Source organism: Micromonospora sp. CPCC 206061, from assembly GCF_036906915.1.
Taxonomy (GTDB): domain Bacteria; phylum Actinomycetota; class Actinomycetes; order Mycobacteriales; family Micromonosporaceae; genus Phytohabitans.
Genome location: NZ_JBAKHX010000028.1, coordinates 35402 through 51971 on the forward strand (window position 1 = coordinate 35402; position 16570 = coordinate 51971).

A 16570-nucleotide genomic window follows, 5' to 3' on the forward strand; every position below is an offset into this window, starting at 1 on the left:
ATGTCGATTAGTTTCGTGTGTGGCCTTGACGACAGGGCCCCCGGATGCCCGACTTGAGTCTCAAAAACGGGCGCATAGGCGTCCAACTCGGCCACCGGGATCACAAGCCGCTCCGACAGCCGCGCCACCGCCGCCGGCGGCACCGCGGCCACCTCGTCCGGAACGAACCCCAACCACGGCAGCGTGCACATCTGCACGGCCGCGCCGAACACGTTCGACGGCCGCCGGAACCGCCGAAGGAACGCCTCATCCGCCGAAGTCAGCGTGAAGTGCCGGATCAGCTCCGCACGGTTGATCTCCGGAAACGCCCGAAGCTGGTCCAACTCCTCTGCGGAGAACACATCCCGAGTCGCCACGTCCGGCGCAACGAGCGAACTTCACGTCCGCGACGTCCGTCGCGCCTATCCGACAGATCCAAGCACCTCATCGAAGATCGTCCTTAGCGTTGGTTTTTCGCTGGAAACTACTGAGACCCCTTACCGGAGCGACGGGCCGGCCGTGGACTGCGCCGCGGTCACTCGCACCTGATGTCGGTCATCCACTGACCCGTGGTGCGGGGGGTGATGTCCAGCAGCTTCTGGGCGGAGTTCTCGGGGGTGATGGAGCGGTCTGGAAGCGTGTTCATGGCCGCGTACATTCCGGCGACGTCGGCGGCGGGGCCCTCGCCGATCGCGGGCGCGATGGAGGTCTGCATCTGCTCGGGGGTGATCGGCTCGAAGACGACGTTCTTGCCGAAGTGGGCGCCGAACGCCTGGGCCAGGTCCGCTCCGGTGATCGCCGGGTACTGACCGACGGAGACCACCCCGGTCACGTCGTGGCGGTCGAACAGGGCGGCGACGGCGTCGGCGATGTCCAGGTGGGAGGCCCAGGAGATGGGGAGGTCGGCGCGGATCGGGTAGGGCAGTACGCCTCGCTCGCGGACCGTGTCCATGACGTAGGGCATGAGCAGGTTCTCCAGGTACAGGGTGGGCTCGATCACCGCATGCGACACCCCGCTGTCCGCCAAGCCGCTGGTCAGTAGGTCGGCCGTGCCGCCGGTGCCGGTCGGCATACCGCTGGTGGAGAACACGACACGGGCCGGGCGGGCCGCGCGGACGGCGGCGACGATGTTGCGCACGTAGGTCTGGCGCTGCTCTTCCGAGGTGATCGGCAGGTGGATGAACACGCCGTCGGCACCGCGGTATGCCTCGGTCAGTGCCTGCGTGGAGGAGTAGCCGGCGGCCACCACGCGGGCGCCGGCCACGGCGACGTCCGGGTTGCGGGTCAGAGCGGTCACGGGCTTGCCCGCAGCGGCGAGGGCAGCGACGACGGGGGCACCCTGGGCGCCGGTAGCGCCGTGGATCACGTAAGTCATGGACCCCATTAGTGCACGAGGTGTACCGGTTACATCAACTGCACTAATGGGGGTACGGTCAAAGTGTGACCGATTCCTGTCTTCCTGAGTGCGGTGTTGCCCGGTTCCTCGTGCTGCTCAACGGGCCGTGGGCCACCCTGATCGTGCGCGAGCTGCTGCACGGCCCGCGTCGCTTCACCGAGCTGCGCGGGGCCCTGCCCGGCATCAGTCCGCACACCCTGACCAGCCGGCTACGCCAGTTCGAGCGGCACGGCATCGTGACCCGCACCATGTACGCGGAGATCCCGCCGCGCGTCGAATACGAGCTCACCGCTCTCGGCGAGGGGCTGCGCGACGTCCTGGAGGCCATGGCGGCCTGGGCCACGGCAGTGCCGGATCCCGGAGCCGACGTCACCGTCTGACCGATGTGCGCCTCGGCGCGGGCATCCGCCCTTTCCTCGATGCCGAACCCAGGCAACGGCGGCCCGCAGCACGTGCAGGCAGGCACCGACAGCTCCTGCTCGTCGCGGCGGTCGGTAGCGATGTCGCCGCCCTTGCCGTAGAACAGCACCTGGTTGCCGTTCCAACCCTCGGCCACGTTCAGCCCGTCACCGATCTCGCGCTGCAGATCCCGGTCACGCAGGTACGGCGCCCAAGCCGCCTCGATAGTCCAAGATCAACTCATGGCGGCTTTTGGGCTTACCTTGGCCGCACCCCTACGTGATCATCGCGGAGGCCACCAACATGGGCCTGTCCGCGATGGCCGAGTCCTGCGGCGGGTTCCCGGTCAAAGGCAAGTCCATCACCGCCCGGCACCTGTCCCGGTACTTCGCCCGCGGCCAGGGCGTCTCCACCTACACCCACGTCTCCGACCAGCACTCCACCTTCGACACCAAGGTGATCGTGGCGACCGCGCCGGAGTCGCACTACGTGCTCGACGGGCTGCTCGGGAACGCCACCGACCTGCCGGTCTTCGAGCACGCCACTGACACCCACGGCGCTACCCTGGCAAACTTCGCCCTGTTCGACCTGGTCGGCAAACAGCTGTCCCCGCGCATCCGCGACCTCGGCAAGATCACCCTGTACCGGACCGGGCCCCGCGCCGACTTCCTCGACCGCTCCCCGCGCGCCGGGGCGCTGCTGACTCGCCGGCTGAACCTGGTTTTGATCACGGACACGTGGGACGACCTGCTGCGCGTGGCCGCTAGCGTGCAGGGCGGGCACGCCACCGCGGCGCTGATCGTCGGGAAGCTGTGCTCGTCGAAACGACAGCAAAACGCGCTGACCAGCGCGATCAAGGAGTACGGGGCGCTGCGCCGCACCGTCTACGCCGCCCGCTACCTGGCCGACGAGACCTACCGGCGGCGCATTGCCCGGCAGCTGAACAAGGGAGAGAACCTGCACGCTCTGCGCCGTTCCCTCGCGTACGCCGGGGAGGGAGCGCTGCGGCGTCGGCACCACGAGCAGCAGACCGAGGAGATGTGGTGCCTGACCTTGGCCACAAACGCGATCGTCTGCTGGTCGACGGAGTATCACGGTCTTGGTGTGGCCGCGCTGCGTCGGGCCGACCGCCAGGTCGACGACGAGGTCCTCGCGCACATCTGGCCGACGCACCACGAGAACGTGCACTTCTACGGCACCCACTCGGTCGACATCGACGGCGAGCTTGCCCAGCTCGACAGCGACGGCTACCGGCCGCTGCGTGTGCTACCAGGAAGTCGCTGAGATCACCTCAGTGGCTCGGGCAGGCTATATGCCCGGCGTTTCGGATCCGATGATGGACGACGGGCGCCGCGCCTTGAGCGTCCGCTGATTTGTCTTTCGGCAGTGTCGCGCGGCAACCGTGGCCCGTACTGTCGCCTCGGTGAAGCGCGCGACGATCAAGGTCGCGGTGGCAGCCGGAACGGCTGCCACCGCACGGGCTGTTGACCCGGGATTTCTTCTGACTGGGGCTGCGGTCGTGTTTGCCGGTCTGAGCATGGTGAGCGGGTGGTGGTTGTTGCCGACCGTGGTTACCGCGTTCCTGGCCGGACGGCGCCCGGGGCGGACGGGCCCGACGGTGCTTGCGCTAGTGGCGGTGCTCTCGGCCGGTGTGGTGGTGTTCTCGGTCGTGCCCGGCTGGCTGCAACTGGCGAGCCGGTTCCTGATCGTGATCGTCGCCGGCACGATGTCGCCATGGTTCGCGGGACGGTCCTGGCGCCAGTATCAGGATCTGGTCCGGGCCGGTTGGGAACGGGCCGAGCAGGCGCAGCGTGAACAGCGGCTGGTCGCCGAGCAAGCTCGGCTGCGCGAGCGTGCGCGGATCGCTCAGGACATGCATGATCTGCTCGGTCACGACCTCAGCCTGATCGCATTGTCCGCGGGCGCGTTGAAACTGGCGCCGGGCCTGGAAGAGCACCACCGAAAGGCCGCCGCAGACCTCAGGGCCCGGGCCGGAGCTGCGGTGGACCGCCTCGGCGAGGTGATCGGCGTCCTGCGCGAGCAGACCGATAGCGCTCCAATGGACGTCTACGGGCCCGATCTCGCGGCGCTGACGGCCGCGGCTTCGGCATCGGGGCTAGTGGTGAAGTTGCGTATCGATGGGGAGGCGGGCGATCTGCCGCCGATGGCCGAGCGGGCTATGCACCGGGTCGCGCAGGAGGCGCTGACCAACGTGGCCAAACACGCGCCCGGAGCGACGGCGATCATTTCCGTGACGCATACGGCGGCCGAGACGACGATCGTGGTAGAGAACGGCCCGCCACCGTCACCGGCCGGCGTGCAGGTCCGCCCCTGCAGCGGCGGGCGTGGTCTGGTCGGCCTCGCCGAACGGGTGCGGTTGGTCGGCGGCACATTCGAGTACGGCTCGCACCATGGAGGTTTCGCCGTCACCGCGCGGATCCCGCGGATCCCGGTGCCACCGCCGGTGACCCCTTGGACGGATCGGGCGCTGCCGCAGGAGCATCGCCGTGCCCGGCGGCGGGTGGGCCGTTCCCTGGTCATCGCGGTGATGGTGCCGCTGGTCACTGGTGGGCTGCTGAGCGGGGCTCTGGCGGGCTGGGAGACGCTGTCCGCGGCACAGGCGGTCTTGGATCCGGGCGACTACGCCCGCCTGCGCATCGGGCAGGATCGTTCCGAGGTGGAGCGTGTCCTGCCGCGCCGGCAGACGCGCTACCGGCCGCTGACTGCCGCGCCGACCGAGGACGGGGTGACGTGCGAGTACTACGCGATGACGGCCGATCGCTTCGACGATCGCTCCGGGGACGCCTACCGGCTCTGCTTCCGCGACAACGTGCTGGTGTCTCAGGACTCGGTCACCTCGTGAGCCGCCGATGATCCGCGTACTAATCGCCGACGACGAGCCGATGATCCGTGCCGGGCTACGCGCGGTTCTCGCCACTGCTGCTGACATCGAAGTCATCGGCGAGGCCGGCGACGGACACCACGCCGTCGAGCTGGCGCGGCGGCACCGGCCCGCGGTGGCCGTCCTCGACATCCGGATGCCCGGCATGAACGGCATCGAAGCGATGGCGGAGCTCCGCAGGACCGTGCCGGCCACACGCGTGATCATTCTGACCACGTTCGGGGAGGACGACTACATCCTGCAGGCGCTCGGCGGCGGCGCCGCCGGCTTCCTGATCAAGTCCGGCGAGCCCGAGGAGCTGATCATCGGGGTACGCGCGGTGGCCGACGGCGCCGCCTACCTGTCACCGAAAGTCGCGGCCCGCGTCGTAGCGCACCTCGCCGCGACGGGCGCGGACACCCTGGCCGTGCGGCGCTCCAGCGCCCGTGACCGGGTCGACGCCCTCAGCCCCCGGGAACGGGATGTGCTGGCCTTCCTCGGCAGCGGGCTGTCCAATGGGCAGATCGCCCGACGGCTGCATGTGGTCGAAGGAACGGTCAAGGCGCACGTGAGTTCCATCCTGGCCAGACTCGGTGTGGAGAACCGGGCTGCGGCCGCGGTGGTCGCCCACGAAGCGGGCATCACTGTTCCACCACCTGCGCAGCAGTGACGACACCGCGTGCTGGGCCGGCGGCATGAGCCCCAGCAGGGCAGCCGCCACCACCGCGCCGCCGAGCAACGCACCGGCCAGAACGTCGTGCGGGTAGTGCACCCCCACCAGCACCCGCAGCAACGCGGCTGCCCCGGCCAGGGGCAACGTCAGCGCGGCAAGGCGCGGCCACAGCACCGCCAGCCCGACGGCCAGCCCAGCGGCCAAGGTGGCGTGGTTGCTCGGGAACGACCAGTCCCCGCTTGCGGGACAATCGGCGATCAGCTCGATCCCCGTACGCAGCGCACGGCACGGTCGTTCCTCGTCCACCACCAGCTTTACCGCTTCACTGACTGCGTACGCCGCCACGATGCCGAGACCGGTCAGCACGGTCCCGGTAACCCCTCGAACGTCCCGGCGGCGCATCGCCGTCCACCACATCGCGACCAGCAGCATGCCCAGGAGCACCAGAGTGCCCTCGGTAGCCACCTCCAGCGCCGGGCCAAACCACGACGGTGCGCCCGCCGTCGCCCCGATGACCGCTCGGTACCCGGACACCGAAACTCCGTCGGTAACCTGCACGGCCCCGGCTCGGCCCAACCCGCCCGGAGAAAGCCAGGCGACCGTCGCCGCAACCGCTGCCAAGACGCCGACCGCAGCCAACAACCGACCAGCCCCGCTGGTAGCTCGTGTTTCTCGTTTCATGGGGGTCGACCGTAGAAACGAAAGCAGCCGGAAACCCGAGCCGAACGGCAACCGCGCACCCCAGACGATCGTCAGGGTTGACCACTCCGCAGAGAACAACGCAGCGACAAACCCACGCAGCGGGCCGAGTCGGACGGTGGGGGCGACTCGGCCACATTCTGTGTCACATCGCCGGAAGAGGTCGCCGAGGTGTCCGTGATCCCGCTGCCGACCGCCCGGCGCCCGGTGGCGCTTGTGGTCGCCGTCGACGCGTTCCTCAACCGGTTCCGCGGCGATCTCCGCACCCGCGCCACCTACACAGAGACCCTGCGCCGGCTGCGCGAGACTGCCGGGGATCAGGTGCCGGTCGCCGCGCTCACCCCGGAGCTCTACGAGCAGACGATGGCCCGCTGGGACCAGGGCGCCGCGAACACCTGGAACAAGCACCTGTCCGCGCTGACCTCATTCACCACCTACTGCCGCCGTCAGGACTGGCTGACCACCGAACCCCGGCCGCCGTCTGGAGCGCCGCAAGGTCACCCGAACCCGGGACAAGGCCATCCCGCGTGCTCGCCTGGAGCGGCTGTTCACCGACGACCGCCACCCGCTGCGCGAGCGGTTGCTGTGGCGGACGCTCTACGAGACCTGCGCCCGTGCCGAGGAGATCCTCGGCCTGGACGTGCCCGACCTCGACATGGAGTTCCGCCGCGCCCTGGTCACCGAGAAGGGCGGCGACCGCGCCTACGTGCACTGGGAGACCCCGACCGCACGCCTGCTGCCCCGGCTGCTGGCCGGTCGTACCGCCGGGCCGGTGTTTCTGGCCGACCGGCGTGCTCCCGGCGCCGGACGCCGCGCGCCGGCCCTGGTCGACGTCTGCCCGGACACCGGCCGCGGCAGGCTGTCGTACCCGCGCGCCGAGTACCTGTTCAAGCAGGCGTCCCAGCTCCACGACCCGCACGGTGCCGGGTACACCCTCCACCAGCTGCGCCACTCCGGCCTGACCCACCTCGCGGCCAAGGGCCGCAGCGCCGCTGAACTACAGGCCAAGTCCCGCCACCGACACCTGGCCACCCTCGGCATCTACGTCCGACTCGGCGAGGAGACATCCGCCCGTATCGGCTACCCGGTCCTGGACGCTGACGTGGCTCGGCTCTCGCCGTACCTGCGCAAGCACATCAACGTCGATGGTCACTACTCGTTTTCAGTTGCCCGAGCTCGGCGGCGCCCGGCGCATACTGCGCGACCCTGACGCGGGCGACGAGGACTGATCCCCCTGCTGGCTCGTCGCTATCGAGTCTGGGCGTGTCGGGTGGGCGAGTCGGGTGGGCGAGGTGCCGGGTGCTGGCTTCTACGGCCAAGATGGCGGATGTGCGTGCGTCCCGGCTCTTCACGATGGTGCTGTTGCTGCAAGCGCGGGGGGCTATGACCGCAGCGGAGCTGGCGGGTGAAGTAGGCGTCTCAGAACGGACCGTCTACCGCGACATCACCGCATTGGCCGCTGCGGGGGTGCCGGTCTACGCCGAGCAGGGACGACACGGTGGCTACCGACTGGTCGATGGCTACCGCACCCGGCTGACCGGACTCAGCCGGGTTGAGGCTGAGGCGTTGTTTCTGCTCGGTCTGTACGGCCCGGCGCGAGACATGGGGCTCGGTGATGTGCTGGCCACCGCCCAGCTCAAGGTCAGCGCGGCGCTGCCAGCCGGGTTACGTGATGCGGCGGCACAGGCGGCGCAACGCTTCTACCTCGATGTGCCGGGGTGGTTTCACGACAACGACCCGCCGCCTGCGCTGAGTGTCTTGGTCCGCGCGGTGTGGCAGGACCTGACGGTGATCCTTCGCTACCACCGTCATGACGAGGTGACGCGCACCGTGCAGCCCTACGGCGTGGTCCTCAAGGCGGGGATCTGGTACCTCGTCGCGCGGGTCGGCGCGGACCTCCGGGTATACCGCGTCGACCGGGTCGTAGCCGTCGAGGTCACTGATCAGCGGTTCGTCCGCGAGGAGTCCTTTGACCTGCCGACAGTGTGGGCCGAACGGGCGGCACAGTTCGTCCGGGGCATGCTCGCCGAGCAGGTGACGGTACGACTGAGTCAGGCCGGGCTGCGGGCGTTACGGTTCGCCGTCGAGCCGCCCGCGGTGCAGGCGGCCACCGACGCGGCGGGCGAACCCGACGCACAGGGTTGGGTGGTCACCCGCCTGCCAGTCGAGTCCGCCGAGGTCGCCTATGACCAGCTGCTACGCCTCGGCCCAGAGGTGGAGGTACTGGCGCCTCAGCCGTTGCGCGAGCGGATGCGGGTTGCCGCACAACGGCTGGCCAGGTTGTATCAGCGGTAGCCGGTGACGTCCGCCGGCTTGCCGGCGTCCTGGACCTCGACCAGGTACCGCCAGCAGTCCGGGCGACTACCGTCGAGGTCGGTGAAGCCGTAGACCTGAGCCAGCTGTCCGCTGGACAGCGACTGCCCGTTCCACCGGGCGACGTCCGGGTCGGCCGCGAGCGCGGCGGCCGCCCGGCCGACGAAGGCGGGGCTCTCCGAAATCGCGAAGTGCGGTTCCGTTGCCGTGGCGTCAAACCAGTTGGCCTCGGTGACCCCGAAGTGCTCCAGCATGATCTCCGAACGCATCCAGCCCGGCGTCAGGGCCACCGCGGTGGCACCGAACGCCGCCAACTCTTGAGCCTGCGCGAACGCCATGCGCAGTACCGAGGCCTTGGCCAGGTCGTAGAAGAACGTCGCCCGGTAGTTCGTACGGTTGTACTCGGCGGTGCCGTCGGTCATCTCGACCACCAGGCCACCCGGTCGGCGGATCAGCAGCGGCAGTGCGAAGTGGCTGGTGATGATGTGGGTGTCGACCGCCAGCCACAGGATGTGCAGGCCGGTGTCCAAAGAGTGTTCCCACAGCTTCTGGTCCCAGCTGAACAACAGCTCCGCACCCCAGATGTTGTTGACCAGGATGTCCAAGCGCCCCTGTTCAGCGTCGATGCGCTCCACCAGCGCACGCACCTGCTCCGCGACGAGGTGATCGATCTGGACGGCGATCCCCGCACCACCGGCTGCGGTCACCAGCTCAGCGGTCTCCTCGATGGTCTCCGGCCGGTCCATCTCCGACCGCTGCCGTCGGGTACTACGGCCGGTGGCATACACCGTCGCCCCACGGGCACCAAGCTGCACGGCAATCTGGCGCCCCGCACCGCGTGTCGCCCCCGCCACCACAGCAACCTTGCCTGCCAAATCAAGATCCATGACGGAGACCTTGACAGAAAAACCTGACGAGACATGTCAGCCTTTTCAACAACCGAAGGCGGGGTCGGCGACGAACACGCCGGCGATGAGCATTCCGGTACCGAAGCCGGCCAGTAGGCGTGGCCCCCATACCGTCCCCCTGCCCGGACCCAGCGCACCGCGCAGTCCGCGGGCCGCCGCGATCACCAGAACACCGGTCACCAGAAAGTTGACGATCTGCACGAAGCCCCACGGGCCTAGCGCCAGCTGGCTGAGCGCGTGCCGGTCCAGGTCGAATCCGTCACGCGTGAACACCTGGGCCAGCCCCACCCCGAGCAGCACCGGACCGGCCAGCAGGCCGCAAGCCAGCAGACGCCGGGCGGAGCGGCGATCCCTCGGTGCCAGCGGTGTGACGGCGGTGGCTGCGTGGCTGGTCGTGGTCATGATCTGCTCCCTTGTGAGCGCCTGGTGGGCGCCTGTCACATACGCGTCGCGCGCACCACGCCGATCCGGACATCGGCCGGCAGAAAACTTTCTGATCCGGTGACACGCAACCTCGCCTCACGCTGGCGAGCCAATGCGGTCACAGTTCCACCTGAGCCCAGCGAAGTGATCTGATTCACGCCCTGTCACAGCGATCGATGGTGCGGTGACCTATGGCCAAACACCCGCAAACGGAGGAGGCACCATGGCTGGGAACACGCATGTGGTTGTCGTCGGCGGCGGATATGCGGGCGTGATGGCCGCGAACCGGCTGACCCGACGCGACGACGTGGCCGTGACGCTGATCAACCCGCGCCCGGATTTTGTCCACCGGGTCCGCCTGCACCAGTTGGTGGGAGGGACCGACGACGCGATCGTCGCGTACCAGGACGTCCTGGCCGAACGCGTCCGACTGATGGTCGACACCGTGAGCCGGATCGACGCGGCCGAGCGCAGCGTGACGACTTCGGCCGGCGGCACGCTCGGCTACGACTACCTGATCTACGCCGTGGGCAGCGGCAGCGCCGAACCGGACGTTCCGGGGGCGGCCGAGTTCGCCTACCCGATGGTCACGTTGGAGGCGGCGCGGCGGCTGCGGGCGGTCCTCGACAACGTGCCCGATTCGGCCCAGGTGACGGTGGTCGGCGCGGGACCGACCGGTATCGAGACCGCCGCCGAGCTGGCGGAGCAGGGCCGACAGGTGACCCTGGTGTGTGGCGGCGTCCTCGGTCCGTATCTGCACGCCCGGGGCCGGCGGTCGGTGGCGAAGCGGCTGGCCGCGCTCGGCGTGACGGTGGTCGACGGCCCGGATGCGAAGGTGACGGCGGTGACCCGCGACGCCGTACGGCTGGCGGACGGCCGTGAGCTGCCGAGCGAAGTCACCATCTGGACCGTCGGTTTCGGCGTTCCCGACCTGGGCGCGCGCAGTGGGCTGAGCACCGACGCGGTGGGCCGCCTGCTCACGGACGAGACGCTGACGAGCGTGGACGACGCGCGCATCCTCGCGGCCGGGGACTCGGCGGCGCCGTCCGGTCTGCCGCTGCGGATGAGCTGCCTGAACGCGACGCCGCTGGGTGCGCGGGCCGCCGACACGGTCCTCAGCCGACTCGCCGGTGAGGAGCCGGAGAAGCTCCACCAGTCGACGTACGCCCAGTGCGTCAGCCTGGGCCGCGGCGGGGGCATCTATCAGTTCGCCAACCGGTCCGACGTCGCGGTCTGGCTGCACATCGACGATCGGCTGGGCGCCCGGATCAAGGAAAAGGTCTGCACGGGCATTCCCAAGCACCTGGCCGGCGAGGCGCACAAGCCCGGTTCGTTCAAGCTGCACCGCATGCCGGGAGGCGTCGCCAAGCGCCAGAAGTTGCTGCGCGCCAACCGCACCGCAGCATCGGCCGCCGCCGAGGCACAGGCCGCCGCCGGCCGGTCGGCCTGACCGGTGCGTGTGGCGAGGGTCGTGCCGTGGACGCACGCGAACGCGGTCGGCCACCACGGCCGACCGCGAAGGACGAGGCGAAGGGACCAGAGTTGAGCGACGACGCCACCGACCCGGCGACCGAGGCGTTCCTCGCCCACCGCAACCTGCTCTTCACCGTCGCCTACGAGGTACTCGGATCGGCGGCCGACGCCGAAGACGTCCTCCAGGAGACCTGGCTGCAATGGGTCATGGCCGACCGGGGGCAGGTGCGAGACCAGCGCGCCTTCCTGGTCCGGATCACCACTCGCCAGGCGCTCAACCGGCTGCGCACCATGAAGCGCCGCCGGGAGGCATACGTCGGCCCCTGGCTGCCCGAGCCGCTGCTCACCTCGCCGGACGTGGCCGAGGACGTCGAGCTGGCCGAGAGCCTGTCGATGGCGCTGATGCTCGTCCTCGAGACGCTGTCACCGACCGAGCGTGCTGTCTTCGTGCTGCGCGAGGTCTTTGACATCAGTTACGACGAGATCGCGGCCGCCGTCGACAAGAGCCCTGCGGCCGTCCGCCAGATCGCCCACCGCGCCCGCCGGCACGTCGATGCCCGTCGCCCCCGCCAGGTGGTCTCCTCGAGCGAAAGCCAGGCGGTCCTGGAATCGTTCCAGCGCGCCGCCGAGACCGGAGACCTGCAGGCCCTCCTCGATGTACTCGCCCCCGAGGTCGTCCTGATGAGCGACGGCGGCGGCATCAAACACGCCGCGCTGCGGCCGGTCACCGGCGCCGACCGGGTGGCCCGAATGTTCGCCGGCGGCATCGGCAAGGTCGAAGGCACGATCACCACCGAACCGACTGTGATCAACGGCAACCCGGCACTCCTCGTCCGCCTGGACGGCGAGATCGACGGCGTCATGGCGATCAGTGTCGAGAACGCCCGCATCACCGGCCTCTACTACGTCCGCAACCCCGAGAAACTGTCCCACATCACATCCGCGACAACGCTAACTCTTCACTGAACACCAACGGACTCCATCTCGGATCGGGAAAAGGAAGCAATTGATGACTATGACGGAGCAAGGAACGGTTTCGCTGGCTGGGAAGGTGGCGGTCGTGACCGGAGCGGGGTCCGGTATCGGCGCGGCGACTGCGGCAACGCTGGCGGCCCTCGGAGCGCGGGTGTGCTGCGCCGGACGTAACGTCGAGCGTGTTGAGCGGACGGCCGAGAAGATCGCGGCTGCTGGTGGCGAGGCGTTCGGGCTGCGGGTCGACGTGGCGTCGCCGGAGGACAACGATGCGATGGTCCGCGAGACGGTTGCCCGATACGGCGCCGTACATATCGCACATCTCAACGCTGGAACGGGGCACTGGGCCGGTGTTCTGGAGTACCCGTTGGAGGAGTGGGACCGCACGATGGCGGTGAACCTGCGTGGTGTACTGCTCGGACTGCAGGCGGCGGGTCGGGCGATGCGCGACGTGGGTGGTGGCTCGGTTGTGGTCACCTCGTCGGCGGCCGGGCTCACCGGTGTTCGGATGTCATCGGCGTACTCGGCCTCGAAGCACGGTGTGATCGGCTTGGTCAAGTCGGCTGCCCTGGAGCTGGGGCCGGTCGGTATCCGGGTAAACACCATCTGCCCGGGGTACATCGCCAGCAACGATCTCATGCGGAAGATGGGCGAGGAACTCGACATCGATAGCCGATTTCCGCTGCGCCGACCGGGGCGCAGCGAGGAGGTCGCCAACCTGGTCGCGTTCCTGGCCAGTGATAGCGCGTCGTTCATCACCGGCAGCGTGTTCACCATTGATGGCGGCTGGCTGGCCGGCGGCATCGACCTCCAGGATGGTTCCGTGGAGCAAGCAACCAGGGACGACCGGGTTGCCGCCCTCGCCAACACGTACTCCCCCAACTCGTAGCAGTGGCACCCGGGGGCCGCCCGCCCCGGTGCCACTGCTCAAAGACTTCGACGCGGGCGCTAGCCGCGCACGACCTGGGTGTTCTGTGCGGCCGCGATCCGCCAGGTGCCGCCGCTCTTCGCCAGGACGTGCAGCGGGCGGCCCTCGGGGGCATCAGGGAGCGGGTCTCCATCCAGCCGGATGGGCCGCTGCCGGACGTTGACCACCGCCACGTCGGAGCGCACGAACAGCACCCGCTCGATGTCGTACACCGCGGTGGATTCGCGCATGGCACCCGGTAGGACCTGGTGGGTGAACGCGCTGATCTCGTCCCAGCCCGCCAGTCGCTTGCCGTGGGCGGTGGTCCACACGGGGTTGTCGGTGCGGAACAGGCTCATGAACGCGTCGGGCAGTTCGTTCTGTTGGGCGTGCTCGACGGCGGCCACCAGCGCGGCGATGGCTTGGACGTCGTCGTCCGCGGCGTCGTCCGCGCCGTCGTCCGCGCCCAGGACCTCGTAGGCGCGGTAGGAGCCGTTCGCCAGGTCGGCGACGGCACCGGGGCGGCGCGGCCGCCAGCCCAGCCGCGCACCGGCGGCGTCGCCAGTGACGCGCTGGTCGAGTGCGAGGGCGTCGGCGAACGCCTTGCCGAGCGCCTCGCTGGCCTCGGCCACCGGCCAGGCGCGCGGGGCCGCCAGGACGCCGGCGGCGCGTCCGGCGGCGTGTGCCAGGTCCCGCGCCGGCACGGCCGGTTCGGTCACGCCGTGCCAGATGGTGCCGGCGTCGGCGCGTTGCAGTACCGCCGCGTACAGCTCGGCGAGGTCGTCCACGTGGACCATGGGCCAGTGGACGGGCTCGCCGCCGTGGTCGCCAGGGGTCACGAACACCGGTGTGCCGTGCTTGCGGGCTAGGTCCACGAGCAGGGCGGGGATCCCGCGGCCCCGGCCGTGCACGATGCCCGGCCGGATCACGGTGGCGCGCACGTCGTCGGCGGCGGCCGCGAGGACCTGCCGTTCGATTCCCGGGCGGTAGCCGACGATCGGGATCGGGTTGGTGGCGGCGTCCTCCCCGGCGGGCACCGGTCCGGTGGCGCCGAGCACCCACACGCCGCTGGTGTAGATGAACGGGCGTCCGGTGCCGCGCAGGGGAGCCAGCAGGGCGTCAACGGCGGCCGCGTCGGTGGCGGCGTCACCGGTTGGGGTCGCCGCGTGGACCACGGCGTCGATGTCGGGCGTCACGGCCCGGGTGAGGGAGTCCGGGTCGGCGAGGTCGCCGATGCGCCGTTCGCGGCCGGGCCGGTCGCCGTTGCCGCGGGCCAGTTCGACCACCTCGTGGCCGTGGCTGGTCACGTGGTCGGCGACGGCCGAGCCGATGTAGCCGGTGGCACCGAGCAGCAGAACCTTCATCATGACCTCCGTGGAAGATTTCGATGTCGAAACTTTAGATCGCGCTCGGCCATTCATCAAAGTCTTCTACGTCGAAATGTTAGATTCGCAACATGGCAGCCACCGAGCCCCGCGACGGCGTCGACGCGATCATCGACCAGTGGCGGATCGCCCGCCCCGATCTGGACTGCTCGCCGATGGAGGTCGTCGGCCGTCTCTCGCGCGCCTCCCGCCTCCTCGAACGCGCGGTGAAGGACGAGTTCGCAGCGCATGGCGTCGAGCCCTGGGAGTTCGACGTGCTGGCAACCCTGTTGCGCGCCGGGCCGCCGCACGTGCTCAGCGCCGGAGCGCTCAGCACGGCGGCGATGGTCAGCTCGGCCGCGCTGACCAACCGCATCGACCGGCTCCTGGACCGGGGCCTGGTTGAACGCGCCGTCGACCCTGGCCACCGGCGCCGGGTGCTGATCTCCCTCACCACGCAGGGGCTAGCTCTGGTCAACGAACTCGTCGAGCGTCACCTGGCCAACGAACGGCGCCTACTGGACGGGCTGGCCGCCGCCGACCGCGACCGCCTGGCCGAGCTTTTGCGCCGGCTGCTCGTCTCGCTCGGCGACCGTGCGCCAGGGCGGTCAACCTGACTTACCGCGCCACCGTCGACCTCTTCACCGCCTCCGACCACCGCTCGACCTCGCCGAGCGCCACCGCCCACGCCGTGTACCGCTCCACCTGCTCGGCGGCGACAGTCCGCGCGGTCGGATACCTGCTGGCGTCGGCGAGGTAGCGGCGAAACGACTCCACCTCGATCCACAGGGCGGTGCCGCGCTCGGTGCGGACCCGCAGCTCCCAGCCGCGGAGCACCATCGCGAAGCCGGCGCCGGCGAGGACCGCGCCGGCCACGACGGTCGGCAGCCACGACGAGCCGATGCCGCCGCTGAGCACGCCGCCAGCGATCGCCGCCACCACGCCGAGCGCCAGGAGCGCGAAGCCGGCGAGCCTGACCCGTAGGTGACGGAGCTCGGCATCCTTGTTCGGCAGGCCTGAGTCGTCCCACCACCAGGTCAACCTGCTGCCAAGCAGGTCCCACGCCGCCTTCAGGTCCGGGTGGTAGGAGCCCAGGGTCACGCTGTCGCGGCCGGCGAAGATCCGGTCCAGGACGGGGTTGACCGCGAGGTCGTCGGACTCGACCGGTCCCGCCGCGCGGGTCAGCGTCGGACGGTACTCGTCATCGTCGATGTGCAGGTGGCCGTCCAGGGCGGTGGTCATCAGCCACGCGACCTTGTGCTGCGGTTGGACGCGTTCGGCGAGCAGGATGCCGCCCTGGGCGGGGGTCAGCCCGTCGGGTGGTGTGGGTGTCGGTGTGAGCGGAAGGTCTTCGAGCTCCACGCGGCGCCCGCCGACCCGTTCACGGCCGAGGATCCGCAGCACGCGGGCGACCGCGAGCGTCACGAGGAGGGCGGCCGCGGCGGCCAGCAGGCCGGGCAGCAACGGGTTCGGGCCGGTGCCGGTGTCGCCGCCCAGGGCCTCGGTCGACTCGCTTGGCGGGGCCGCCATCGCCGCCAGGCGGTTGCCCGCGTCCGCGTACACGGTGACGCCCTTGCCGGGCGCGAGCTTGGTGACGCGGGCGATGACCTCGCCCGGTGAAGGCCGCGACATGGGGCATGGCGAGATGGAGCCCTCGGCTCCCTGGACGCAGCGCACGCCGTCGAGCGCGAACGGCGCCACCACATGGATCTTGACGACGTCGGCGTCGACCTGCCAGCCGGTGCCGACCGCGTCCCACGCGAGCTTGCCGTTCGGCGCGACGTCCTTGAGCGTGTACTCGATCCGGTATTGGTGCCGGCCGTAGACCCGCTGATCCGGGTCGCCGATGCGGATGCGGTCGGCGAGCAGCAGGAACTTCGCGGGGGCCGAGTCCGACGTCACCGTCACATCGGCGCCGTCGGGCGACAAGCCGGGCACGTCGCGGTAGATGCCATGCCGGTCCTCGAACCCGACCCCGAAGTCGTAGTCGATGACCTCGGTGATGCGGGCGCTGCCGTCGTCGGCGATCCGCGCGCCGACCCACATGCGGGTGACGCGCTCGGTGCTGCCACCAAGCGCGCCGACCGTCGCAGCCAAGCCGACCAGCAGCGCGGCGACGACCAGCCAGATCGTGTTGATCCGGCGGCGCCGCCGCGCCGGCATCCGACCGCCCACGGCATCCT

At 69.9% G+C, this 16570-nt stretch carries 14 protein-coding genes and 3 pseudogenes; 10 read left to right on the forward strand and 7 right to left on the reverse strand.

From position 1 onward, the window contains the following. Positions 1-44: 44 nt before the first annotated feature. Both V6V89_RS19990 and V6V89_RS19995 read right to left on the reverse strand, forming a co-directional pair. A pseudogene (locus tag V6V89_RS19990) lies at positions 45-356 on the reverse strand (DUF4158 domain-containing protein); the annotation flags it as partial. Between the two features lie 158 nt (positions 357-514). Beyond that, positions 515-1354: an SDR family oxidoreductase gene (locus V6V89_RS19995; RefSeq protein WP_334620689.1), complete on the reverse strand. Its 840-nt coding sequence runs from the start codon at positions 1352-1354 to the stop codon at positions 515-517. Between the two features lie 65 nt (positions 1355-1419). Between V6V89_RS19995 and V6V89_RS20000 the strand changes: the two genes are divergently transcribed. The 4 genes and pseudogenes from V6V89_RS20000 to V6V89_RS20015 all read left to right on the forward strand — a co-directional run bounded on the left by V6V89_RS20000 (position 1420) and on the right by V6V89_RS20015 (position 5325). After that, entirely contained in the window at positions 1420-1755 is a 336-nt protein-coding gene (locus V6V89_RS20000; RefSeq protein ID WP_334620690.1) for a winged helix-turn-helix transcriptional regulator, read from the forward strand. 295 nt (positions 1756-2050) lie between these two features. Further along, positions 2051-3058, forward strand: a pseudogene (locus tag V6V89_RS20005) (Tn3 family transposase); the annotation flags it as partial. A gap of 139 nt (positions 3059-3197) precedes the next feature. Next, positions 3198-4637 (forward strand): sensor histidine kinase, encoded by a 1440-nt coding sequence (locus tag V6V89_RS20010; protein WP_334620691.1) that lies wholly within the window; start codon positions 3198-3200, stop codon positions 4635-4637. Positions 4638-4644: 7 nt separating this feature from the next. Continuing rightward, positions 4645-5325: a response regulator transcription factor gene (locus V6V89_RS20015; RefSeq protein ID WP_334620692.1), complete on the forward strand. Its 681-nt coding sequence runs from the start codon at positions 4645-4647 to the stop codon at positions 5323-5325. Between the two features lie 48 nt (positions 5326-5373). Here the strand turns inward: V6V89_RS20015 and V6V89_RS20020 are convergent. Next, positions 5374-6009, reverse strand: a pseudogene (locus V6V89_RS20020) (phosphatase PAP2 family protein); the annotation flags it as partial. A 598-nt stretch (positions 6010-6607) separates the two neighbouring features. Here V6V89_RS20020 and V6V89_RS20025 point away from each other — a divergent pair. After that, a complete protein-coding gene (locus V6V89_RS20025) occupies positions 6608-7237 on the forward strand; it encodes a site-specific integrase (protein ID WP_334620693.1) in 630 nt (209 codons plus the stop codon). Positions 7238-7347: 110 nt separating this feature from the next. Further along, the gene (locus tag V6V89_RS20030; protein WP_334620736.1) at positions 7348-8322 is read left to right on the forward strand and encodes a helix-turn-helix transcriptional regulator; all 975 of its coding nucleotides are present in this window, start codon (positions 7348-7350) and stop codon (positions 8320-8322) included. Here V6V89_RS20030 and V6V89_RS20035 read toward each other — a convergent pair. Both V6V89_RS20035 and V6V89_RS20040 read right to left on the reverse strand, forming a co-directional pair. After that, positions 8313-9227, reverse strand: coding sequence for an SDR family oxidoreductase (locus V6V89_RS20035; protein WP_334620694.1), 915 nt, complete (start codon positions 9225-9227; stop codon positions 8313-8315). The two genes, V6V89_RS20030 and V6V89_RS20035, sit on opposite strands and share 10 nt — an antisense overlap. 45 nt (positions 9228-9272) lie before the next feature. Beyond that, on the reverse strand, positions 9273-9650 hold the full coding sequence (locus V6V89_RS20040; RefSeq protein WP_334620695.1) for a DUF998 domain-containing protein: 378 nt from the start codon (positions 9648-9650) through the stop codon (positions 9273-9275). A gap of 244 nt (positions 9651-9894) precedes the next feature. On the opposite strand from V6V89_RS20040, the gene V6V89_RS20045 reads away from it, so the two are divergent. From V6V89_RS20045 to V6V89_RS20055, 3 genes are all read left to right on the forward strand, one after another. Beyond that, a complete protein-coding gene (locus V6V89_RS20045) occupies positions 9895-11121 on the forward strand; it encodes an NAD(P)/FAD-dependent oxidoreductase (protein ID WP_334620696.1) in 1227 nt (408 codons plus the stop codon). Positions 11122-11213: 92 nt separating this feature from the next. Next, entirely contained in the window at positions 11214-12110 is an 897-nt protein-coding gene (locus V6V89_RS20050; protein WP_334620737.1) for an RNA polymerase sigma-70 factor, read from the forward strand. Positions 12111-12153: 43 nt separating this feature from the next. Beyond that, positions 12154-13005 carry an SDR family NAD(P)-dependent oxidoreductase gene (locus tag V6V89_RS20055; protein ID WP_334620697.1) on the forward strand — a complete coding sequence of 284 codons (852 nt, stop codon included), beginning with the start codon at positions 12154-12156 and terminating at the stop codon, positions 13003-13005. A gap of 59 nt (positions 13006-13064) precedes the next feature. On the opposite strand, the gene V6V89_RS20060 is transcribed toward V6V89_RS20055, so the two are convergent. Next, positions 13065-14387, reverse strand: coding sequence for an SgcJ/EcaC family oxidoreductase (locus tag V6V89_RS20060; protein WP_334620698.1), 1323 nt, complete (start codon positions 14385-14387; stop codon positions 13065-13067). Between the two features lie 92 nt (positions 14388-14479). Here V6V89_RS20060 and V6V89_RS20065 point away from each other — a divergent pair, with 92 nt between their 5' ends. Next, positions 14480-15004: a MarR family winged helix-turn-helix transcriptional regulator gene (locus V6V89_RS20065; protein ID WP_334620699.1), complete on the forward strand. Its 525-nt coding sequence runs from the start codon at positions 14480-14482 to the stop codon at positions 15002-15004. Between the two features lies 1 nt (position 15005). Here V6V89_RS20065 and V6V89_RS20070 read toward each other — a convergent pair whose 3' ends face one another. Then, a complete protein-coding gene (locus V6V89_RS20070) occupies positions 15006-16562 on the reverse strand; it encodes a DUF2207 domain-containing protein (RefSeq protein WP_334620700.1) in 1557 nt (518 codons plus the stop codon). Positions 16563-16570 lie beyond the last annotated feature (8 nt).